Genomic DNA, 21,603 nt, shown 5'->3' with positions numbered 1-21,603 from the left:
TCGGTTAGGTCGCGGGCCGCAGCGGTTGCTAGAAGAAAGTCTCGACGAGCTCGGTCACCGCGTAGTGCGCATCGACGATGGCGAGCTGGCGCCACTTGTCGAACGTGAGGCAGGGGTGGGAGATCTCGAATGCAACCAGATCGCCTACCCGCACGTCGTCGCTAGCGGACACCTGCATGAAGGCGTGCTGGTCCATCATCTTGGAGAGCGCCCACCCGGCCGGCGCGTTGCGCGGCGCGGCTTCGCCCGGGCGATGCTGCAGCGCGGGCACGGGCAGGCCGGCGTCGAATGCGGCATCGCGCTTGCCCAGGCCGATGATGGCCAGGCCCGGTTCCGGCAACGACTGCACGTAGGCCCACAGTTGCAGCGCCGGCAGCAGGCTGGCGTTCATGTCGCGGGCGACTGGATTGTTCGCCTCGATGCGTTGCTGTGCCGCCTGGTAGATGCCTACATCGTGGGTGAGATAACAGCCGGGGCGCAGCACGATGTCGAGCGGCCGGCCGATCTCAAGCCCCGCCCATTCCTCGGCCACCACATCAAACCACGCCGAGCCGGCACCGGTCAGGATCACCGGACCATCGCCGAACGCGCCTGCTGCGGCCAGAGCACGGGTGCGGGTTGCGGCGCGTTGCAGCAGCGCACGGATCGCAGCTTCGTCCTTGAGCACGCCCTCGTAGAGCTCGATACCAGAGAGGCGCAGCGCGGGCCAGCGGGCGATCTCGGCAAGCAGTGCATTTTCTTCGGCCTCGCTGCGCGCGCCGGTGCGCCCACCCGCCACGCCCAGCTCAAGCAGCACCTGCAACGTCTGGCCGGCGGCGGCGAAATGGGCGCCGAGCGCGGCGATGTTGGCGACCGAATCGACACAGCACCAGAACTCGAACGCCGGATCACGCTGCAGCCGTTCGATGATGGCCATATTGGCGCGGCCCACCAGCTGGTTGGCTAGCAGCACGCGGCGGATGCCGTGGCGGTAGGCGGCTAGCACCTGCGGCGCGGTGGCCAGCGTGATGCCCCAGGCGCCGTGCTCCAGTTGGCGGTGGAACAGGGCAGGGCTCATCGTCGTCTTGCCGTGCGGGGCCAGCTTCACGCCGTAGCGGGCAATGAAATCGCGCATCCACGCCAGGTTGTGCGCGATACGCTCGCTGCGCAGCACGGCCACCGGCAGGCTGACCTCCTCGGCGAGGATGTTCCAGTTGAGGCTGCCAACGTCGCCCAGCGTGGCGCCGTGATCGGCCGCTCCCAAGCCCTTGCCGTTAAGGTCCAGCAGATGATCGTGAAAACGATTTTCCATGGGGATCGCCGCATATCCAGGTGCTGTAAGCGAGTGATGATAGTGGCGGTCCTGCGTGCGATCAAGAAAATAATTTTCTTGAATTGCGGAAAAATGGCGTGATATTGAAATTAAGCGGTCGTATCAGAACCAGCGCGGCACGCGCTCTGCATAGCGCTGCCAGGCATCGCCGTGGGTGCGCGCAAGCCACGGTTCTTCGCCCAGCACCACGCGGCAGTGGAAAGCCAGCGCCAGCACTGCGGCGTATACCGCGAGTGCCCAGGCGCCACTGCAGCTGGCCCAACCCAGCACGATCAGCAAAACCGACACATACATGGGATTGCGGCTGTAGCGGTAAAGGCCCACCACCACCAGCCGTTGCGGTGGCGCCCAGGGCGCCAGCGTGCCCTTGCCGGCGACATAGAAATCCCGCACGCACCAGATCAGGCCGAAGCAGCCGGCGATCAGTGGCGCGAGCCCGAGTGGGTGGGCTAGCACGGTATATCCGTCTAGATACAGCCAGAGCAGCGGCACGCCAAATGCCACCACGCCGGGCAGAGCGAGGAAAGCGAGCAGCGCGCGGGCAAGCATGGGGTGGCTACTCGACGAGGCGTCGCAGCAGTGGCAGCCGCGATAGCAGTGCGGCACAGAGCGCAGACAAGACAAAGGCCGCAATGCTGGTTAGCGCAATGGCCCATGCCGGATTGAAGCTGAGCCCGTGCAACCCATTGCGCCCCAGCGCCAGCAGCCACAGCGGGTGGATGGCGTAAATGCCGAGCGAAAGGCGGGAAAGCGCGCGGACCAGCGGATGGCATGCCCAGCCATCCGCGCGGCATTGCAATAGCGCCAGCCACAGGGCCAACGACATCACGATGACCAGCGGGTTGGTATAGGCATACATCAACAACCAGGCGCGTTTCCCCAGCGTGGGCAGCAACAGGCCGGTGGTTAGCGCAATCAGCGCACCACAAGCCAGCGCCAGCAGGATCGCCCGGCTGGGGGCCGGTCGCCACGGCCGCAGCGCAAAATAGTGACCGGCGACGAAGTAGCCGACATAGGGCACGAAGCGAGTGAGGACACTGGCCTGCCCGCTGCCGATCAACGATTCGGTTGCCGCGATCGCCAGTGCCAGCCCCATCAGCAGGCGCATTTCGGCTGGCGCAGTGACGCGCGCAATGAACGGCGCGGCCAGATACAGCCCCAGCGTCATATAGAGGTACCACAGGTGGTAGTAGGGCACGCCCTTAACCACATCGCGCCAGCCCTGCGCCCAGCTGAAGCGCGGTTCGGTGCCGGCGCGTAGCGCCAGATAGCACGCGGTCCAGCCCAACAGTGGCCACAGCAGCCGCGGCAGGCGCTTGCGGTAGAAGTCGGTGGCCGACATCTGCCCGGCCCCTGGCAGCAGCAAGGCGCCGCTCAGCATCACGAACACGGGCACGCACCAGCGCACCAGCGCGTCGGCCACATTGGCGGTCCACCACGCGCTGCTTGCGGCATCCGGTCGATAAATCACCACATTGGCCGACACATGCAGCCAGACCACGGCAAAGGTGGCGAACAGTCGGATCAGATCAAGCTGGGGCTGGCGGTGGGCAGGTGTTGTCATCGCAGGGCGAGGGTGGGTGGGCGGGCCGTTCGGGTTGAGCGATTCCCGCATCAGCCCTTGTAAGGGATGGTCCACTATAAATCACCCCAAGCTGGCGCGGCACCGCTGCTGGGCTACACCTAGCCGGGCTGCCGCTATGCCCGGCCATTGCACCCGCGCGCTCGGTGAGCACTACGCAATCGGCCCGGCACTGCGAATGGCATGCGGTTCTGATGTGGTGCGGATGGCAGGCGAGGCGGGCCGGCGTTGATTGAGTTCGTGGCACACGTCGAACGACCAGCACACCGCGCCGGCATCCGTCGCATACTAGCCACATGCTGACTGGAAATTGACTGTTGGCTTGGCAACATCCGCGAGCTACGTGGTACAACCGAAACCATTCCCCACCGGCCATGGCTTGGCGACCGAGAAATGCTATGAAGCTGCGCAGCTACCCGGGTTGCAGGAAGAAGGTGGGCGGAAACGAGCAAAGCTGAGGGCTGCAAGCAGCAGAGCCACGGATTTTAGTGCCCCGATACGACACACAATTGCCCTTTTGGGGGCCCTCCTTAATGTTGGCCAATACGAATATGCCAAATTTATTTAGAGAGCAGCTACATTTTGAAGCGTTTACTAAAGAATTATTTGGTTCCCCTGTTGTTGATTATGCTAGACCAGAACCACCAGACTTCATTTTCGAGCGATTCGATAAAATTGTTGGGGTTGAACATACTCAGATATTTTTAGATGGTTCAAGTGACATAAAGCTAGTTGCAATTGAAAACATTGGAAACGATATAGCCAGAAGAGTTCAGCTTAAAGGAGCGGATCTTCATTATAAATTTCAAGCTACGTTGCTATTGAATTTGCCCAGGGCGATTGGGCCAAGTGAGCGTGAAAATCTGGCTAACGAAATTTACAGATGTATCGTAAATGAAATTAATGGCCGTAACTTGTCTGGTATGGAATTGTTTGAAATTCGTCCTGATAACGAATTTATTAGATGTATTAGATTGTTCGCAACAAATGAAACTATTGCAACTAGAGCAACTGTGGCAAGGGCTGGCTGGGTTAAAAGAACTATCGATCAAGAAGTTGTAGCAGCAGTAGAGAGTAAAAAATCCAAAGTAAATGAATATCTCACAAAATGCAGTGAAATATGGTTGCTTGTAGTGGCGGATGGACATGACCCATCATCATGGTTTGATGCTCAGCCGCCTGTGCTCAAAGTGAAATTTGAATCTCCTTTTCATAGAGTTTATTACTTGGATTTTTTTGATAGGAGGTTAACTGAAATTGTGGTCGACAATGGCTGATAAGTCCTTCAAGCGGACCGCGCGACGCGCGGCCGCTTAACACCATCGTTAGAGCTATGAAATCGCGCATATCAGCTCGTCGCAAAGTACTCCTAGCGACTCTCTCTGCTGAGTTGGTGCGAAAAGTTATGAAAAGTCTGTTTCCGCGAAGGAACGACTACGTTCTGGACATGGCTCTTTATGAAGAACTGCTGCCTGAGTTATATCGATTCGGGATTTGTACCCGCAGCGACCTTCAGCGCCTGTTAAAGAAGCATCGGCGTGCTTTGCTAACTGATGATCGAAGCCCGCTCAAGCTTTATGAGCAACGACACTTTGCCAGTGTGTTTGGTGAAGATTTCGTTCGGGATGCAGTTCGCAGGCAATATTGGTTTGCCTACCCGGCACTGGTACGCAATGCACTGGAGAGCGAATTTGGTGAAACTGCGGCAGTGTGGGCAGAAGATTCGGAATAATGCGGAAAGTCATGGTGGCTTAAAGCCATAACACTTCAGTTAGCTGGCCCATTGCTTTAAACGTCAGACACTATGTCAATAATTCTTCGTTGGCTATTTGTAATTCCAGTAGCCATGGCTGCCTGGTATTTAGTGATATTTCTTGGCTTGGTAACCCATAGCTATGTTGAGCGATCACTGTGCCCACCTGATGATCTCGTGTCAGGTATCTGCACCAACGACAATATTGTCGAGTTGCTGCACCGGCTGATTTTGGCCTTTGCAGGCCTATCGGCCATTGCCGTCGTCTTGTCCGCCGTTCTCGTAGCGCCAAGCTACCGGATTCTTGTTGCCTGGGTCTCCTTTCTCACCGGGTTTGCTGTCGCGGTACATGTTGCGTGGGGTTTTCCTGAGTTCTATGCCGCAGCTATCTCTGGTTTTCTCACCAGTATTGCCATTACCGCCCTCAATTGGCGTTGGAAGCCCTGTAGATGACACAAGAAGTTGTCTGTGCCCGCGTTGCCTTGAAGCCCAATTCGCTCCAGCGAGTTCGAGAGTGGGCCGCGTTCATCTCCCAACACCGAGAGGAAGCGCTGCAAACTTTGCAGCTTGAAGGAGTGACCATCGAATCCGTTTTTCTCGACTCAAGTCCCAGCGGCGACTTTCTTGTCTATTACATGCGATCCGCGTCCCAAAGCAAAGCCGAGGCCGTCGCGGCGAACTCACTGGCAATGATTGATGCTTACCACAATACCTTCAAGAGAGAGACCTGGTCGCATGTCGATCGGCTGGAATTGCTTCTGGATCTTGAATTGCCTAACCAAATTTGAAGTTTTGCTGTGCTGGCGACTCACCCTTAAATCGATAGGGTGTTGTAAAGGTTATTTCATTGTGCCAACTCTCATATCAAACGTGAGGATGGGTGATGAGAATATTTGTCTTGGTTGTATTTTTGTCCTGTATTTCAATAAGCGCTTTCGCGGATGATCCTTTAAAAACGCTCTGGACTTCATTTTATCAATCTGCGCGATATGCGAAGTTTGACGAACCGGTAAAAATCTATGAAACAGACTCGGATTACAAAACCATGTGCTTCATTTATAAAAAGAATGTCTGGTTTTTCAAAGATGGCAAAATCACCAGGGCTGAGCCCGCTAAAGTGTTTAATGTGGATGGCATTAACCGGATCGGCTACGCGAAGAGTAAAGGTGGAGGGGTATTCACGCTTTGGTCCAATGAAGAGCTCGTTATCAGCTTCGGCGCCTGACAAACCATTGCCGCCGACTGTATCCCCCAACACCGTGGCTGTCCCTGCTGAGGTCGTTCGTTAGGGCGGCTGCTGAAGTTTGCACAAACATCACAACGCATTGGAGAAAGATAAATGGCAAGTTTGATTATCGAGGTGTTCGAGAATGAAAAGCCGGATGTCACTTTTAAAATTCCATTGCTTGTGCTTCAGATCGCAGCAAAGTTAATTCCCAGGAAAGCCTTTCAAGCACTTGAGAGCGAAGGCATCAACATCCAGGATGTTATCAACGCAGCAAAATCTGGTGAAATTTCTGGTCAATTAATAGAAGTTGTTGACCACAAAGACAACGAACGTATCGTGATTTCAGTGGCATAAGCTCAAGCACTTCAGTCAACCAAGACCGGCTAAAGTCGGCCCATTACTTCAAATATTAGGCGCTTTAGTCAGATCTATGAACCGTGTAAGACCAGCAAAGCCAACCGATAGCAATCGCATCGCGGAGCTCTACGCCCAACTTGTTGATAGTCCCGTCATTAATGTCATGCCCGAGCGCATTGCGCAGCTCTCAGACGATCCAAACACCGCTCTTTTTGTATGCGAGCACAATGGCTTGGTCGAAGGAACCGCGTTGGTTTCTCTATGCGCTGATGCTATGTTCGGCTTTCAGCCATTTGCAGTAGTGGAAAATATCGTCGTAAACCAGGCGCACAGAGGCACAGGCTTGGGTGCAGCCTTGCTTCAACATATAGAGGCGTTTTGCTTGGGCAAAGACTGCTCGAAGATCATGCTTCTTAGTGCCATCCGGCGAGAAAAGGCTCACCGCTTTTTCGAGAGGGAGGGCTTTGCGGGCTCGTCGAAGCGAGGCTTCGTTAAGTACAGGCGTGAGTTTCGAACGTAAGCATGCAATCGCCTAGCCGCTTCGTTCGAGCGGCCCGGCTTCGCTGTCTGCGTCGCAGTACTCAAGTCAAACGTTGGGCTAGTCAATGAGCTCGTATCAAAGCGCTCAGGCTGTGATCTGTTCCCGGATTTTTACGTCTAGGTAAACTGGAATTTCCAGCTTGTGGCAAGGGTTGTTGTTCCACGCCATACGTCCAGAAGCGCCAAGCGCATTGCAACTGTGCAACGCCGTCGCGATGAACTAAGAAGGGGTCATCGCACCCGCATGCCGATGCGTCGCCCGGCGCCGCCTTGTACGTCGCAGTGCAGCAAGACGTTTTCTCCACCAGGAGTAGGCCATGGTAACGGTATCCACCTTGGGCGCCATTGCCGCGCTCGCCATCGCGATTGGACTGATCCTCAAAAAGGTTGCGCCCGCCTACGGCATGATCGCGGGCGCTCTGTTGGGCGGGCTGATTGGTGGGGTTGCCCTCCCCGAAACCGTTACGCTGATGATGGATGGCGCAAAAAACATCATCCCGGCGGTCATGCGCATCATCGCGGCCGGTGTGCTGGCCGGGGTGCTGATCGAATCGGGTGCGGCGGCCCGGATTGCCGACACCATCGTCAAAAAGATCGGAGAGGTTCGCGCATTGCTGGCGCTGGCACTGGCGACGCTGCTCTTGACCTCGGTCGGGGTGTTCATCGACGTTGCCGTGATCACCGTCGCGCCGATCGCGCTGTTGATTGCCGAACGTGCCAATCTGTCGCGCTTTGCCGTGCTGCTGGCGATGATAGGCGGTGGCAAGGCCGGTAACGTGATGTCTCCGAACCCGAACACCATCGCCGCATCCGACGCGTTCCACCAGCCGCTGACCTCGGTGATGATGGCCGGTATCGTTCCTGGCCTGTTCGGTTTGCTCGTGGCCTACTTGCTGGCGCGCAGGATCACCCATGTGGGCAGCACGGTCACCAGTGCGGAGCTGCACGACCGCCATCACGACGAAACCCTCCCGTCGTTTGGCGCATCGATTGCCGCACCGGTCGTCGCCATAGGCTTGCTGGCTTTGCGCCCGATTGCCGGCATCGTTGTCGATCCGCTGATCGCGCTGCCTGTGGGCGGTCTGGCAGGGCTCGTCACCATGAACAAGTTCCGCTACGCGACCCAGTACAGTGCAGCCGGGCTGGCGCGGATGATGCCGGTTGCCGTCATGCTGCTGGGAACCGGTACGCTGGCCGGCATCATTGCCAACTCCGAATTGAAAACCCTGCTGATTCACGTCATCGGCGGGCTGGGCCTGCCGGCCTACGTGCTCGCGCCGGTTGCCGGCATCCTGATGTCTATGGCCACGGCCTCGACCACCGCAGGCACTGCGGTTGCTTCGCAAGTCTTTGCCGCTACACTCGCTGGTCTCGGCGTTGCGCCGCTGGGATCGGCGGCAATGATCCACTCGGGCGCCACCGTACTCGACAGCTTGCCGCACGGCAGTTTTTTCCATGCCACCGCCGGTGCGGTCAATATGGAAATGAAAGAGCGGTTGAAGCTGATTCCATATGAAGCGGTGGTTGGTCTGAGCATCACCGTCGTTGCGACGTTGATTTACGGCGTAATGCAACTGGCTTGAGCGGAGTCCCGACCATGAAGAAGATCGTCATTGCACCCGACTCGTTCAAGGAAACACTGAGCGCGCTTGATGTGGCCCACACGATCGCCGAGGCCATGCGGCCTTTGCTGCCCGGCGTCGAGCTGGTTGAAGTTCCGGTCGCAGATGGCGGCGAAGGCACGCTTGACGCGCTTGTCGACGCCACCGGCGGTACGCGTCATCGGTTCCCGGTATTGGGGCCGCTGGGCGAGCAGGTCGACGCAGTCTGGGGCATGTTGGGCGACGGCAAAACGGCTGTCATCGAAATGGCCGCAGCCAGCGGGATCGCCCTGGTGCCGGCAGCGCAGCGCAACCCCTTGGTCACCTCGACCGAAGGGACCGGCCAGCTGATCCGCGCGGCGCTCGACAGCGGCGCCCGCCACTTCATCCTCGCAATCGGCGGTTCGGCAACCAACGATGGCGGCACCGGTATGCTGCGTGCGCTGGGGGCCCGCTTCCTCGACGCGGCAGCGCAGGATCTGCCGGTGGGCGGTGCAGCACTCACCCGGCTCGAACGGATCGACCTCACCGGGTTCGACGCGCGGATCGCCGAATGCAATTTCGAGATCGCCTGCGACGTTGACAACCCGCTGACCGGCCCTCGCGGCGCGTCGGCCGTCTTTGGCCCACAAAAGGGGGCAACGCCGGAGATGGTGGCCAAGCTCGATCAAGCGCTGGGCAACTACGCCCGCGTCATTCGCGAGCAACTCGGGCGCGAGGTGGAAACCGCCTCAGGCGCCGGGGCCGCCGGTGGCATGGGTGCCGCCTCGCTCGCGTTCTTCAACGGCAAGCTGCGCCGCGGCGTCGATATCGTGCTCGACGCCTGCGCGCTGGAATCGATCCTGGCCGGCGCCGACCTCGTCATCACCGGTGAGGGGCGGCTCGATGGACAGACCATCTTCGGCAAGACGCCGATCGGGGTAGCCAAGCTGGCCAAGCGCTTCAACCTGCCGGTGATTGCGATCGGCGGCTGTTTGCGCGAGGACGTCGACGTGGTGCACGAGCATGGCATCGATGCGGTCTTCGATTGCGTGCACAAGGCAATGCCGCTTGAAGAGGCCCTCGCCGGCGCACACGACAATCTGGCACGGGTAGCCCGCAATATCGCGGCGACGTTGGCGCTGAAAACGAGCTGAAAGGCGTGCACGTCATCAAAACCCGATCGACACAGGACGGGCTTTCATCCTGCTTCGCTCTATTAGGCCGGTGCATACCGCAGAACCAGAATGGGTAACGACGGCTTGTGGTGGCGAATGCCCAATCGAGTGCACGCTGCGTTTACGCGTTCCCTACGCGTTTTGCGCTCCCGCCGCCTGGCCTTTACATTGGCCCCGTGAGAAGAACGCCAGCACTTCTCGTCTTTGCAGCGCTTTCGATGTTCGCAATCGCAGGCGATTCGCCATTGCGCATGCCGTCCGCGACGCTTTCCAGCTTGCTGCAATATGTCGATGCTTCTGATGGCATCAGCCGTTCCGAGGCCAATGAAATTGCCGAGGCGTACTTCCTGCAGCACGTCGGTTGTGGCCACTACTCGGGTCTTGCTGAAACACCAGGAATCCTGGATTGTTGAGGGACAGTTCGGCTATTCCGGCGTACCCAGTCTCGGCTTGCTCATTAGCAAACGAACTGGCGCGATCGCCTCTCCGGTCCGCGATGAATAAACCATCCATCGTGCCCGCCCCGTGAAAGCGGGGGCGTCTGATATGAAGCTGAGACGTTAGCGCGCAGCCTGCTGTTGCTCGAGTCGCAGCTTTGCGTACCAGCCGAACGACCAGCGCAGTATCCAGTAGGTAATGATTGCAAGTATGCCAAGGATGACGAGGGCGGCGAGTGTGGCTAGGGCAAACGCCACGTCCGGCACCTTCATGACCAACATCCCCACGACGCTCTCCAGCATCCAGATCCACGTGAGCGCCATCGAGGTGCGCTGCGCAAACTGACGCGTTTCGACCTCCCCAGGGTAGCGCTGCTCCTCCTTTGCGAAGCGCCACGCCGCAAGCATGCCGGCAGCATAGCCGAGAACCAAAGGCAGGATCGGATTGAGGAAGAAGACGCCAAGCAGCGCAAAGGCGTTGGCAAACGCATTACCCCCGGGCGCGAGCACTATCACAACTGCAAGGGCGATATGCACCGCGACATAGCCGCCGCCGGCTATCCAGACGTAGCGGTTGATCGAACGGGGGGTGATTTGTTGCATCGTGACGGGCTCTATCGATGGGACAACTATCGCGACGGCCGCTGCTTGAGCTGCTGTGCCGCAAACCAGTTGAACGACCAGCGCAGTATCCAGTAGGTGATGAAGCTCAGCACGGCGACGACACCCAACATGATGGCGATGAACGCGCCGGTACCGGCTTGCTGGGTGATATCAAAGGCCAACAAGACCAAGGCGATGACCAGCAGCGACAGCAAGCCGATCAGGGCCGAGGTGCGCAGCGCGAATTGGTGCGTTTCGGTCTTTGCAGGCTGACGCTGCTGCTCCACCACGAAGCGCCACGCCGCGAGCATGCCGGCGGTAAGGCTGGTCGCTCCATGCAGGCTGATGTTGTTTTTCATTCCCAGCAGCGTGACCACGATGCCAATTGCAATGGAGATCGCGACATAGCCAGCGCCGGCCATCCAGACGTAGCGGTTGATCGAAAGGGGGGCTTGCTGTTGCATCGCGGGCGGCTCCTGCGGTGTGCGGGTTGGAGGTGTGCTTATTTGGGCGCGGCGGATTTGCCCGGCAGATGCGCCATACGCGTCTCGAGCAGCGCTTTGGCGAACTCCTCGGCGAAATGTTCGGTGACGCGCCATTGTCCGGCGCTCTGCTGCAGTGTGACCTTGGCATGTAGCTGGACCAATCCCGATCCGCCAACGAGGCTCTGCAGCGCATCGTCGTAGTCGATCAACACCGCGCAGGATTGCAAGCCACCGGCGAGCTTGCTGCAATTGGCCGTCGGCAGCACGCCGAGCACGGGGTCTTCGGCGTCGTCCTGGTGCAGGCGGCGCAGCGCGGTACTGCTCTCGTTGATCTGCTGGATGCCGTCGCGCACGGCCGTGTCGAGCGCGGCAGCGCCAAGCGGTTGACCAAGATCGCGCGCATAGGCGTTCTTGCCGAAACGTACGGTTACGTATTCCAGCGGGCGCATCTGCACCTGGTAGTTGTCGCCGTCGCCCTTGTCGGCCGGGTGGATCAGGAAGCCGAGCGGGCTGGGTTCGCCATCCATCACCAGCGTGACCTTGCAGGCGCGCGTGTCGCTCTCCTCGTCGTAGCCGAGCTCGCCCATGTCCTTGAAACTGTGCGAGGGGATCGCTTTGTCACCCTGCAGCAGCCGTTGCGTGCTGGTTTGCACCGAGGTGGTGAACCACATTTTTTCCAGCGTGGCCTTGGTATCGCTGTCGTCGCAGCTGGGCGCGCGCACCGGCCAGAACAGGTAGATCAGCCCACCGATCACGAGCAGCGCAAAGAACGCCACGGTGTTGAGCAGTGCGCGGCGCGATTCGCTGTGCCGCCGCAGCTCATGGAACTGCACGATTTCCTCCACCCCTTGCGGTGCGATCTCGGCGAGGAATTCCAGCGCACGCAGGTTGGGGGTGTCTCTTTGGGCCAGGCAGAGTTCGCGCGTGCGCTCAGTACACGCCGCTGCGCTGATCCCCCCCTGCTCCTGTAGCCAGGCCAGGAGGCCGGCGAGCGTTGCGGCTTGTGCTGGAATGGGCTCGGATGAGGCGATCAGCGCCTTGCGCTGCGCCGGCTCGATGTAACCGAATTGGCTGAGCTGGTTCACGCCTGCTTGCCAGCGCAGGCGCAATAGCATCGCGTCGACGGCAGCTGGGTCCAGCTCACGCCAGTACAGCAGCGCCTCCTCATCGTCCTGGATGCGGGCGAGCAGCCGGCTCAATGCTGCGGTGATGCGGTCCTGATCGGTAAATCCCTGCTGCTGCGCCCAGTCGAGGAGCTTGCGTACAGAGGGATCGGCGCTCGATAGCTGCGCATCCTGCTGCAGACGTTGGCGCGCGCCTTCCAGATCATCCAGAAAGCCTTCGCCTTGTAGCTCGGCCAGCGACAGCCATTGGATGCGGCGTCCTATCTGCTGCGGAGCGATCGGTAGGAAAGCCAGCAACTGTTTGCTATTCAATTCCTCGGCCGGATCGAGCAAACGGTCCAGCGCCGCGGCTTCGGCATCGCGCGAACAGTAGAGATGGTCGATCAACCAGTCGAGCACGGCGCGGATACCACCTTGCTGAAGTACGGCCTTTTGTTCCGGCGATACAGCTTGCAAATCGGCCAAGGCCGGCTGCTCCTGAGGCAGGAATCCGCCAGCTACCAGCAGTGGCAACAGATCTTCGGGAGTGGTGGAGGAGGAGTCGAAAGAGGCAGTAGGCGCTTGCATCGCGGAGTTCTAGTTAGTGCGGTCGAGGGGATAGGCGCGAAGGCTACTGTAAAGGCAATTAATTTGTAAATATTGCGTAATGATGTGTTGCGTCCCCCCTGGAGTCGTCACAGGTCTGCATCAGGCGTGGCTTGCGCAGAAAATGGCGGTGACGCTGCCGCTGAGCTGCGCAATGTCGAAGAGCCGCTGGCTCAGGGCGCAATACACACCGCAAGGAAAGCCGTCCATAGCTGCGTCATCGGTGGGATCAGCGACTGCACGCGCACGCCACGGATGGCGGCGGCTTCGGCCTTGCCGAGCAACGCCGGGGGCGACGGTCTGGATGGGGATCTGCACGATGATTCCTGCCCGCTTGGGCCAAACACCGCATTTTACAGGGCAGCGACGCGTGTCGGCAGCGGCGAGCCCGGTAGCAGGTACGGCGCTTGCTGCGTTGCCTCAAGCGATCGATCCGCGAAATGGACAAGCCTTTGTAACTTTCCGCTGGCTATGCTGCGCTGGCGGGTCGGTTTCGCTGTCGTTCCCCCGCATTTCGCTATCAGGGCGCTCGCCGCGTACGGCATACGCCCTGTTTCCCCATCCGGCCAGACGGCCGCTGCATCGGAGTGTTGCCATGAGCACGTTCACCACGCGAGACGGTACCGAAATCTATTTCAAGGACTGGGGCAGCGGGCAGCCGGTGGTGTTCAGCCACGGCTGGCCGTTGAATGCCGATAGCTGGGAGGCGCAGATGTTGTTCCTTGCCGAGCGCGGTTTTCGCTGCATCGCGCATGATCGGCGCGGTCATGGCCGCTCCAGCCAGCCCTGGCATGGCAACGAGATGGACACCTATGCCGACGATCTGGCCCAGCTGATCGAGTTCCTCGACCTGCGCGACGTGGTGCTGCTGGGCTTTTCCACCGGCGGCGGCGAGGTGGCGCGCTATATCGGCCGGCACGGCACTGCGCGCGTCGCCAAGGTGGGGCTGATTGCCGCCGTACCGCCGCAGATGGTAAAGAACGAGGTCAATCCCCATGGTGTGCCCATCGAGGTTTTCGATGGCTTGCGCCGGTCCTCGCTCGCCGATCGCTCCACGCTTTACCAGGATTTGGCGAGCGGGCCGTTCTTTGGCTTCAACCGGGATGGTGCCAAGGCATCGCAAGGCATGATCGATTCGTTCTGGCGCCAGGGCATGCAGGCCGGGCACAAGAATGCCTATGACTGCATCAAGGCCTTCTCCGAAACCAATTTTGAGGAAGACCTGAAGAAGATCGACGTGCCCACGCTGATCCTGCATGGCGACGACGACCAGATCGTGCCGATCGAGACCAGCGCCCGCCGTTCGGCCGAGCTGGTGCGGGGCGCCAAGCTGGTGGTCTATCCAGGTGCGCCGCACGGGCTGACTGACACCCACAAGGACAAACTGAACGCCGATTTGCTGTTCTTCCTGCAAGGCTGACCCCAGCCCGGTTCAAGGCGAAGGCGGCACCTGTAGGTGCCGTCTTTTCATCGACCCGCTAGATTGGTCCGTACCTAAACCGCCGTTGCGCCCTGTGCCGCGAGGCTAGGGCTCGATCCGCCCGCCTGTATGCGCTTGAGCCTGCGCACCTGCAATACGGCGCCGACCAGCAACAGTGCCGCCAGAACTGCCGCGAACACTTGCAGTTCCGGCGCGTCGGCGTTGGGCAGCAGCGGGGCGCCTAGCGGCAACCGGGTGGTGGTTTCGGTCACGGCCGGAATCAGGTGGAAGGCGAAGGTGGCGCTGTAGGCGACGGCCTCGGTGGCCAACGCCTTGAATTCTGGCCGGTTGCGTATCGCCAGCGCCAGTGCGATCACCAGCAGGGTGAGCACACCGAGCGCATGCGGCTTGCCGAAGCCGCCGTGCTGGAAGATGCCGAAGCCGGTCAAACAGGTGAGGATGGTGGTGATCACATAGGTCTTGCCCAATGTGTTGTGCCAGGTGATGCGCTTGTTGCGCACCAGGGCAACGAGGCCGGCGGCGACGGCGACGAGGCTGATGGCAGTGTGGATGGTGCCGAGCGGGGTGAGGCCGAGCATGGTGGTGTCCTCCGGGTCGGTTCGCGGCGGCAGGGTGGCGCCGCCGCAAATGACTGCAGCATAGTTGGCAAAACAAACCACGTTGTTTCGATGAGGTGACAGCAGCAACTTGGCCGCCGGCCGGTCAGGCCACCGGCAACGCGCGCGGCAACAACCGCTCCGGCACACCGCCCGCCAACGCCTCGCTCACACTGGCGATCTGCTCGTGCGGCGTGCCGAGCTCGATCGCGCTGGCCTCGTCGAGCCGGGCGACCTGCTCGGGGGTGAGCGCCAGCGTCAGTACCGACAAGGTTGCGTCGAGCTGGGCGCGGTTGCGCGAGCCCAGGATGGGGATCAGCGCGGTGCTCGACGCGGCGGCCTTGGCGCGGATCCAGGCGATGGCCACCTCGGTGGGCGTGCGGCCGGCCTCCTCGGCCACGGCGAACAGCGCATCGAGAATGGCCGTTTCGCGCGCCGATTTCTCGGTATGCACTAGCATGCCCAGGCCCTGCAGCCGGCCGGTGTCGCCGCTGCGGTACTTGCCGGTGAGAAAGCCGCCGCCCAGTGGCGACCACAACGCGGCACCGAGGCCCAGCGCTTCCACCATTGGTAGCAGCTCGCGCTCGGCCGAGCGCTGCACCAGGCTGTATTCCACCTGGATGCCGGCAATGGGCACGTAGCCGCGTAGCTCGGCGATCGCGTCGGCGCGCGCCACGCGCCAGGCCGGGAAGTTGGACAGCCCGGCGTAGAGGATCTTGCCGGCGCGAACCAGATCGTCGAAAGCGCGGAGCACTTCCTCGATCGGCGTGTGGGCGTCGGCGAAGTGCGCCCAGTAGAGATCGATATGGTCGGTGCTCAGCCGCTTCAGGCTGTCCTCCACCGAGCGCACCATGTTCTTGCGGCTGTTGCCGGTGGCCGAGACGCCGAGGCCGGGGCGCGCACCCAGCGTGTATTTGCTCGCCAGCACGAAATCGTCACGCTGGCTGGCGATCAACTCGCCGACCAGCACCTCGGCCTGGCCGGCCTGGTAGCCATCGGCGGTATCGATGAAATTGCCGCCGGCTTCCACATAACCCTCGAAGATGCGGCGTGCCTCGTCAGGCTCCGCGCCATGGCCCCAGCCGTTGCCGAAGTTGCCGGTGCCCAGCGCGATCTCGGAAACACGAAGGCCGGTGCGGCGGCCAAAGCTGACGTAGTTCATGGTGCGGCTCCTGGATGTGGTTGCAATTTAAATGACGAACGTCATTGAAATAAATGTTGAACGACATGTATAGTGACATCTGATGAACGGCATGACAGGAGGGTGCGCCATGAAAGTAAGTCGGGAGCAGGCCGTCGCCAATCGCGAGCGCGTGGTCGATGTGGCCGCGCGCTTGTTTCGCGAGCGCGGCTTTGACGGTATAGGCGTGGCGGATCTGATGAAGGCCGCCGGGCTGACCCACGGCGGCTTCTACGGCCAGTTTGGCTCCAAGGAAGAGCTGATGGCCGAGGCGAGCGAGCGCGCGCTGGCGCAAACCCTGGCCTACTGGGATCGCCTCGCTGCCACCCACCCGGAAGGGCCGTGGCCGGCGATGGCGGCGGCTTATCTTTCCGACCTGCACCGGGCAAGCCCAGGCGAGGGCTGTTTGTTTGCCGCGCTGGGCAGCGATGTGGCACGCCAGGGCGAGGTGGTGCGCTCGGTCGCCACGCGTGGTCTGGCTCGCATCATCGAGCGCTTCACCGAATGGCTGCCCGGCCGTAGCAAGGCCGCCCGGCGCGACAAGGCGCTGGTGGCGCTGGCGAGCCTGGTTGGCGCGCAGGTGCTGGCGCGCAGCAGCAGTGATCCCCAACTGGCGCAGGACATCCTCGCCGCCGTTGCCGCTGCGTTGCAGGTGGCGCCCAACCTGGAGCCATCAGCATGAACGTATTCGAGGAAAGCCAGGGCCAGTTGAGCGGTTTGCAACAATTGCAGGCGCTGATCGCCGCCGGGCGCCGCCCGCCGATTGCCGACACGCTGGATTTCAACCTGGTCGAGATCGAAACCGGCCGTGCCGTGTTCGCCGGCACGCCAGGACCGCACGCCTACAACCCGCTCGGCACCGTGCACGGTGGCTATGCCGCCACGCTGCTCGATTCGGCCTGCGGCTGCGCCGTACACAGCACGCTGACGGCCGCCCAGGGCTATACCACGCTGGAACTGAAGGTGGCGTACCACAAGGCGATGACTGCGCAGACCGGTACGGTGCGCGCCGAGGCGAAAGTGATCACCGTGGGCAAGCGCGTGGCGTTCACCGAAGGGCGGATCACTGACGCGGCGGGTACGGTGTATGCGTCGGCGACGTCAACCTTGCTGGTGTTCGAATTGCCGGCCAAGTGAATGGATAGTCCTGCCGCGCCATGGGCATGGTGTGGCAGTGGTCTGGATGCCGGCCGTGATCAGGTGATCCAGCCGCCACGGCTTACCACGGTTTTACGCTTGGGATCGTAGCCCCAACATGCCGCCTCGGTATCGTCGATGAAGCCGCATACCACGTCCAGTTTGCCATTCGGCGCGATATACCCTTCGAGAATGCCTCCACTGTCCGCAATGTTGCGATTACGCTCTGCCACTTGCGCCGGCGACAGGCACTGCAGCTCGGCTCCCGGCAGATAGGCTGCCAGCAAGCTGGCCTTGCCCTCGGCGAGCATGTAATAGGCTGCCTTGCCATCCTTGCCTTGCACGGCAAGCGCAGTCGCACGGGTTGCGGTGGCAAAGAATCGGGCGCTGCAATGGGCTTCGACCTTGCCGGCAAGGCCGGCCTTGGCGAGCAAGGACGAAGGATCATCGGCTGCAGCCGCCGCGGCACTGAAGCCAAGCAGGAGCAAGGAAAGGGCGAAATGTCTCATGGGGGCGAGTGGCGGAAGATGATGAGTTGGAATCAGCGCAAGCTGGGTTTGCAAGGGAGCCGCCAAAGCGGCCATCCCCTCGAATGAACGACGATGGCACAGCAGTTTCAGGGAATCGGTGCGCATTGGAAACTGAAGGCGCCTACTGCTGAAAAAAACCGATTTACGATATCGCGCTGAGTGCGCGTTCTATGAAGTCCGTTCGCACCGTGCTGCGCGGCGCCTGGCCTTCGAACCAGCCGCGCACGTCGTCGTCCAGCGCGATGCCGTGCATGTAGTTGTACAGCGCCTTGTTCAGAGCACGGCCGAGCGCGTCGTGGTCGGCGCCGGTCGGGTCGTGAAAGCCGACGTCGTTCGTGGCGAAGCTGATCGCCGGTAGCGGCTCCAGCGTCACGCCGTATTCCTCGGGATGGAGGCCCACGGGAGAGTGCACGGTACAGGCGAAGCGGTGGAAGAAGCCGGACTGGATGCAGCCGGCGGCGAAGAGCTGGCGCACGTATTCGAGCGCATCCACCGTGTCCTGCACCGTTTGTGTCGGAAAGCCATACATCAGATAGGCATGGACCAGGATGCCGGCCTGGGTGAAGCCGTGCGTCACCCGCGCCACCTGGTCGACCGAGACGCCTTTTTTCATCAGTTTGAGCAGCCGGTCGGACGCGACTTCCAGCCCACCGGAGACGGCGATGCAGCCACTGTCGGCCAAGAGCTGGCACAGCTCAGGCGTGAACGATTTCTCGAAACGGATATTGCCCCACCACGAAATCGCCACGCCGCGCGCCAACAGCTCCTCGGCCAGTGCGCGCAGCATCTTCGGTGGAGCGGCTTCGTCGACGAAGTGAAAACCGGTCTGGCCGGTCTCGGCGATGACGGCTTCGATGCGGTCGACCAGCACCTTTGCCGACGCCGTTTCGTAGCGCGCGATGTAATCGAGGCTCACATCACAGAAGCTGCATTTCTTCCAGTAACAGCCGTGGGCGATGGTCAGCTTGTTCCAGCGGCCGTCGCTCCACAGCCGGTGCATGGGGTTGAGCATGTCCAGCAGCGACAGATAGCGATCCTGTGGCAGACCGTCCCAGGTCGGCGCCCCCCAGTCCTCGAATGGCACATCCGCTTCGGGGTGGTTGAGGTAGCGCACCGCGCCGTCATCGCCACGCACGTAGCTGCGCACCAGTCGGTCCACTGGCCTTGATCCGGCCAGATGGGCCAGCAGTGCCAGCAAGGGGCGCTCGCCCGAATCGAGCGTGACGAAATCGAAATAATCGAACACGCGCGCTTCTTTGAGTTCGCGCAGCTCGGTGTTGACGAAGCCCCCGCCCAGCGCAATGCGGATGTGCGGGTGCGCGGCCTTGATGGTCTGGGCGATGCGAAACGCCGCGTAGACATTGCCGGGAAACGGCGCGGACAACAGCACCAGATCCGGCTGGTGCTTACCGATGGTGGCGAGCGTCAGCTCGGCCAGCGTGGCATCGACCAGGTTGGCCGGCGCGGCCAGCGCCTCGGCCAGCGGTTCGAACGTGGGCTGGCTCTGCGCCAGTGATTCGGCGTAGCGCACGAATTCGAAGCGCGGATCGACCGCATCGCGCAGCACATCGGCCAGATCGTTCAGGTACAGCGTGGCCAGATGCCGGGCACGATCCTGCAGCCCCAGGGCGCCAAAGGCCCAGGCCAGCGGATCGCCGCCATACGGATCGTCCGGATCGACGTAGGCATCGAGCGAGGCAAAGCGCGGCCCCTCGGGCAAAAAGCTGCGCGAAGCGATGCGGTGCGCCATGGTCGGGTCGCGCCCCTGCAAAAAGGCGATGGTCGGCGTGATGGTCGCCAGATAGCGCTCGTATTGCGCGAGAAAGGCCTTCACCGTGGGTGAGCGCTGGCGCTTAGGTAGCTCGGCGCACTGGTCGAGCAGGCGGGCGAGCCCGTCGCGCGACAACAGTGCGAGCACCAATTCGAGCGCCAGATCCGCCTGGAAGGCGGGTACGCCCTGCTTGCGCAAGAAGCCCGTGAGGTAGGCGGTGGAGGGGTAGGGCGTGTTGAGCTGCGTCATCGGCGGGATCAGCGACAGCACACGCACGCCGCGGATGGCGGCGGCTTCCGCCGCGCCTGTCAGTGCCGGGGTGACGTTCTGGATCGCGATCTGCACAGCCTGTAACTCCTGCCCGCTCGGGCCAAACGCGGCATTTTACAGGGCAAGCGGCGTGTGCCGGCAGCGGCCGGCCCGATGGCGGGCAGAGGCGTGGGCACTGCCGAAAACCCAGCCCCCAAGTTTTGATTCCTGCCCCGAGATGAATGGCAGCCTTTACGGGGGCAGATCGCTGCGATTGTTCCGTTGTTGTCCTCTCTTGAACCCGGTGTCGCCCGAGCGGGGCCGATGTGCCGCTTGCGGATCTGTTTGTAATGAAAGTCGGTGCAGGTCTTGCGCACCGGGTGTTCTTTTCAATCGGCTCCGCCATGGCTGCGGGCCGGGGCTCGGTGTCGGAATCGCCGTCAGTCGGGGATGAACGTGACCAATGCGGCGTGAGCACTGGGCGGTGGTCCGCCGGTCCATTTCCCGCTTGCATGTCATAGGCATCAACCTATGGTGCCCCCACGGGGGGCCGTGCTTCATGTTGCGGAGGTGCACATGCAAGAACTTACACGCGGGTCGACTAGGACCACTCTTGGCATCTGGATGGCGACGTTGCTCGCCGCGACGACCTTCACGGTTGCCCTGCCTGCTTTTGCCGGGATGGACGATAGCTGGGACTGGGCCGATGACCCAGCCACCAAGAAGCCCAAGCGCAAACTGACCGTCTTCTATGACTTCGACGCGGACAAGGCCACGTTGGGCGACAAAAAAATGAAAGAGGTCATGGATGAGGCCATCGATAACTGGAACAAGGTGAAGGACGACACTGGCTGGGAGTTCGTCAAGGGTGGCACCAAGGATGCTCACGATCTGCGCATCAAGGTCGAGAACATCCCGCGGTTGACCGGGGGCGCGATGGGGGATCCGAGCGGAATCGGCAAGGATAGGCGGCTATCCCAGGCGACGATCACCTTCGATCCGGCGCCGCGCGAAGGCTTCAAGTGGGGTGTGAACGACGACAAGAAGGTGAACCCCGTTCGCGTGGCGATGCACGAGCTCACGCACCCGATGCGCTTGGCGCATCAGGGCGAACTGGGAACGAAGAGCGGCAAGATCAAGGATCCGAGCGACGCGGTCACGGCGGGCGACGACGTCGTCACGCCGTCCAAGGACGACAAGGACGAGGCCAAGAAGATCTCCACCGCGCCGATCAACATCAAGCGCGCGCCTCCCGGCGGCGGCGGCAACGTCAGCCTCGTCGTGCCGGCCTATCCGCTGGAGCTGCCGGTGCCGGTCAAGACACCCAATGCCGAGCTGTCCATTCCGGGCTCCGCGCTGCTCAACAACATCGAGACCACCTTCAGCATCACGTCGATGTATTCGATGCCCTCGCCATTTAGCACGCCTGCCGGCGTCGGCCGGATGATCAAGGGGGTGCATATCGGGCTGACCGGCCTTTCCGGTGTTCCGGAGATCGACCCCGAGGGCTATTTCACCGTCCGGATTCCCTACGAGGATGGGGTCGAGGGAGACGGCTTCCTGATTGAGCTCGCCGATCCGCAGTTTCCCCGCGTGGACGAGTCACTGCTGCGTCCGTTCTTCTTCGATTCGTTGTCCAGCACCTGGAGGCAGGTCAATCCGGCCGCGTTGGGGGGGGCGTATTCCCTCGACACGTTCAACGATATCGCGCAGATCACGCTGCCAACCGGCATGCTCGGTGCCTTTGCCGACCCCTCCGACCCGCTCACCCGAACGCTGTTCATCTCCATCGCACCCGTACCTGAGCCTTCCACGATGGCGCTCCTCGCCGTGGGCCTGGGGGTGATAGGCGGGATAGGCAGGAACCGTCGCCGTCGTCAGTCCGCATAACGTCGAAGCTTGCGGGATCGATGTCGGTTGGGCTGCGCAACGCGC

General features: G+C 61.3%; 25 protein-coding genes. 14 read left to right on the top strand and 11 right to left on the bottom strand.

Features of this window, described 5'->3' with window-relative positions; translation table 11 throughout:
* Window positions 1-28: 28 nt before the first annotated feature.
* From NLI84_RS17040 to NLI84_RS17030, 3 genes are all read right to left on the bottom strand, one after another.
* Window positions 29-1,291 carry an amino acid deaminase gene (locus NLI84_RS17040; protein ID WP_255991980.1) on the bottom strand — a complete coding sequence of 421 codons (1,263 nt, stop codon included), beginning with the start codon at window positions 1,289-1,291 and terminating at the stop codon, window positions 29-31.
* 123 nt (window positions 1,292-1,414) lie between these two features.
* On the bottom strand, window positions 1,415-1,861 hold the full coding sequence (locus NLI84_RS17035) for a methyltransferase family protein (RefSeq protein WP_255991979.1): 447 nt from the start codon (window positions 1,859-1,861) through the stop codon (window positions 1,415-1,417).
* A gap of 7 nt (window positions 1,862-1,868) precedes the next feature.
* Window positions 1,869-2,876, bottom strand: a complete 1,008-nt coding sequence (locus NLI84_RS17030; RefSeq protein ID WP_255991978.1) for an acyltransferase — start codon at window positions 2,874-2,876, stop codon at window positions 1,869-1,871.
* A 551-nt stretch (window positions 2,877-3,427) separates the two neighbouring features.
* On the opposite strand from NLI84_RS17030, the gene NLI84_RS17025 reads away from it, so the two are divergent.
* The 10 genes from NLI84_RS17025 (at window position 3,428) to NLI84_RS16980 (ending at window position 9,943) form a co-directional block, all read left to right on the top strand.
* Window positions 3,428-4,171: a hypothetical protein gene (locus NLI84_RS17025; protein WP_255991977.1), complete on the top strand. Its 744-nt coding sequence runs from the start codon at window positions 3,428-3,430 to the stop codon at window positions 4,169-4,171.
* 170 nt (window positions 4,172-4,341) lie between these two features.
* A complete protein-coding gene (locus NLI84_RS17020; RefSeq protein WP_255991976.1) occupies window positions 4,342-4,626 on the top strand; it encodes a hypothetical protein in 285 nt (94 codons plus the stop codon).
* Between the two features lie 114 nt (window positions 4,627-4,740).
* Window positions 4,741-5,100 (top strand): hypothetical protein, encoded by a 360-nt coding sequence (locus NLI84_RS17015; protein ID WP_255991975.1) that lies wholly within the window; start codon window positions 4,741-4,743, stop codon window positions 5,098-5,100.
* A complete protein-coding gene (locus NLI84_RS17010) occupies window positions 5,097-5,435 on the top strand; it encodes a DUF6176 family protein (protein ID WP_255991974.1) in 339 nt (112 codons plus the stop codon). The genes NLI84_RS17015 and NLI84_RS17010 overlap by 4 nt, the downstream gene beginning before the upstream one ends.
* A gap of 95 nt (window positions 5,436-5,530) precedes the next feature.
* Window positions 5,531-5,872 (top strand): hypothetical protein, encoded by a 342-nt coding sequence (locus NLI84_RS17005; RefSeq protein ID WP_255991973.1) that lies wholly within the window; start codon window positions 5,531-5,533, stop codon window positions 5,870-5,872.
* A 114-nt stretch (window positions 5,873-5,986) separates the two neighbouring features.
* Window positions 5,987-6,229, top strand: coding sequence for a hypothetical protein (locus tag NLI84_RS17000; RefSeq protein ID WP_255991972.1), 243 nt, complete (start codon window positions 5,987-5,989; stop codon window positions 6,227-6,229).
* A 76-nt stretch (window positions 6,230-6,305) separates the two neighbouring features.
* Window positions 6,306-6,752 carry a GNAT family N-acetyltransferase gene (locus NLI84_RS16995; protein ID WP_255991971.1) on the top strand — a complete coding sequence of 149 codons (447 nt, stop codon included), beginning with the start codon at window positions 6,306-6,308 and terminating at the stop codon, window positions 6,750-6,752.
* Window positions 6,753-7,089: 337 nt separating this feature from the next.
* Window positions 7,090-8,355, top strand: coding sequence for a GntP family permease (locus NLI84_RS16990; protein WP_255991970.1), 1,266 nt, complete (start codon window positions 7,090-7,092; stop codon window positions 8,353-8,355).
* Between the two features lie 14 nt (window positions 8,356-8,369).
* On the top strand, window positions 8,370-9,509 hold the full coding sequence (locus tag NLI84_RS16985; RefSeq protein ID WP_255991969.1) for a glycerate kinase: 1,140 nt from the start codon (window positions 8,370-8,372) through the stop codon (window positions 9,507-9,509).
* Window positions 9,510-9,706: 197 nt separating this feature from the next.
* On the top strand, window positions 9,707-9,943 hold the full coding sequence (locus tag NLI84_RS16980; RefSeq protein ID WP_255991968.1) for a hypothetical protein: 237 nt from the start codon (window positions 9,707-9,709) through the stop codon (window positions 9,941-9,943).
* Window positions 9,944-10,090: 147 nt separating this feature from the next.
* Here the strand turns inward: NLI84_RS16980 and NLI84_RS16975 are convergent, their stop codons facing one another.
* The 4 genes from NLI84_RS16975 to NLI84_RS16960 all read right to left on the bottom strand — a co-directional run bounded on the left by NLI84_RS16975 (window position 10,091) and on the right by NLI84_RS16960 (window position 13,082).
* Window positions 10,091-10,570, bottom strand: a complete 480-nt coding sequence (locus NLI84_RS16975) for an ABZJ_00895 family protein (RefSeq protein ID WP_255991967.1) — start codon at window positions 10,568-10,570, stop codon at window positions 10,091-10,093.
* Between the two features lie 26 nt (window positions 10,571-10,596).
* Entirely contained in the window at window positions 10,597-11,034 is a 438-nt protein-coding gene (locus tag NLI84_RS16970) for an ABZJ_00895 family protein (RefSeq protein ID WP_255991966.1), read from the bottom strand.
* A 38-nt stretch (window positions 11,035-11,072) separates the two neighbouring features.
* On the bottom strand, window positions 11,073-12,644 hold the full coding sequence (locus NLI84_RS16965; protein WP_255991965.1) for a hypothetical protein: 1,572 nt from the start codon (window positions 12,642-12,644) through the stop codon (window positions 11,073-11,075).
* Window positions 12,645-12,866: 222 nt separating this feature from the next.
* Window positions 12,867-13,082 carry a hypothetical protein gene (locus NLI84_RS16960; RefSeq protein ID WP_255991964.1) on the bottom strand — a complete coding sequence of 72 codons (216 nt, stop codon included), beginning with the start codon at window positions 13,080-13,082 and terminating at the stop codon, window positions 12,867-12,869.
* Between the two features lie 277 nt (window positions 13,083-13,359).
* Here NLI84_RS16960 and NLI84_RS16955 point away from each other — a divergent pair, with 277 nt between their 5' ends.
* Window positions 13,360-14,184 (top strand): alpha/beta fold hydrolase, encoded by an 825-nt coding sequence (locus NLI84_RS16955; RefSeq protein ID WP_255991963.1) that lies wholly within the window; start codon window positions 13,360-13,362, stop codon window positions 14,182-14,184.
* 74 nt (window positions 14,185-14,258) lie between these two features.
* Here the strand turns inward: NLI84_RS16955 and NLI84_RS16950 are convergent, their stop codons facing one another.
* Together NLI84_RS16950 and NLI84_RS16945 are read right to left on the bottom strand one after the other, a co-directional pair.
* On the bottom strand, window positions 14,259-14,783 hold the full coding sequence (locus tag NLI84_RS16950) for a DUF2306 domain-containing protein (protein ID WP_255991962.1): 525 nt from the start codon (window positions 14,781-14,783) through the stop codon (window positions 14,259-14,261).
* A gap of 124 nt (window positions 14,784-14,907) precedes the next feature.
* Entirely contained in the window at window positions 14,908-15,963 is a 1,056-nt protein-coding gene (locus tag NLI84_RS16945) for an aldo/keto reductase (protein WP_255991961.1), read from the bottom strand.
* A 109-nt stretch (window positions 15,964-16,072) separates the two neighbouring features.
* On the opposite strand from NLI84_RS16945, the gene NLI84_RS16940 reads away from it, so the two are divergent.
* Together NLI84_RS16940 and NLI84_RS16935 are read left to right on the top strand one after the other, a co-directional pair.
* Window positions 16,073-16,663, top strand: coding sequence for a TetR/AcrR family transcriptional regulator (locus NLI84_RS16940; protein ID WP_255991960.1), 591 nt, complete (start codon window positions 16,073-16,075; stop codon window positions 16,661-16,663).
* Entirely contained in the window at window positions 16,660-17,118 is a 459-nt protein-coding gene (locus tag NLI84_RS16935) for a PaaI family thioesterase (protein WP_255991959.1), read from the top strand. Before NLI84_RS16940 ends, NLI84_RS16935 begins: the two co-directional genes overlap by 4 nt.
* Window positions 17,119-17,177: 59 nt before the next feature.
* Here NLI84_RS16935 and NLI84_RS16930 read toward each other — a convergent pair whose 3' ends face one another.
* Both NLI84_RS16930 and NLI84_RS16925 read right to left on the bottom strand, forming a co-directional pair.
* Complete coding sequence (locus tag NLI84_RS16930; protein ID WP_255991958.1) at window positions 17,178-17,627, bottom strand: hypothetical protein; 450 nt, start codon at window positions 17,625-17,627, stop codon at window positions 17,178-17,180.
* A gap of 163 nt (window positions 17,628-17,790) precedes the next feature.
* Window positions 17,791-19,764: a B12-binding domain-containing radical SAM protein gene (locus NLI84_RS16925; RefSeq protein WP_255991957.1), complete on the bottom strand. Its 1,974-nt coding sequence runs from the start codon at window positions 19,762-19,764 to the stop codon at window positions 17,791-17,793.
* Window positions 19,765-20,292: 528 nt separating this feature from the next.
* On the opposite strand from NLI84_RS16925, the gene NLI84_RS16920 reads away from it, so the two are divergent.
* Window positions 20,293-21,558, top strand: coding sequence for a PEP-CTERM sorting domain-containing protein (locus NLI84_RS16920; RefSeq protein WP_255991956.1), 1,266 nt, complete (start codon window positions 20,293-20,295; stop codon window positions 21,556-21,558).
* Window positions 21,559-21,603: the final 45 nt, after the last annotated feature.

The sequence above is a fragment of the Chitinolyticbacter albus genome (assembly GCF_024437655.1).
Taxonomy (GTDB): domain Bacteria; phylum Pseudomonadota; class Gammaproteobacteria; order Burkholderiales; family Chitinibacteraceae; genus Chitinolyticbacter; species Chitinolyticbacter albus.
Note: the sequence above shows the minus strand (reverse complement) of the source record. Positions and strands in the feature narration are given on the sequence as shown.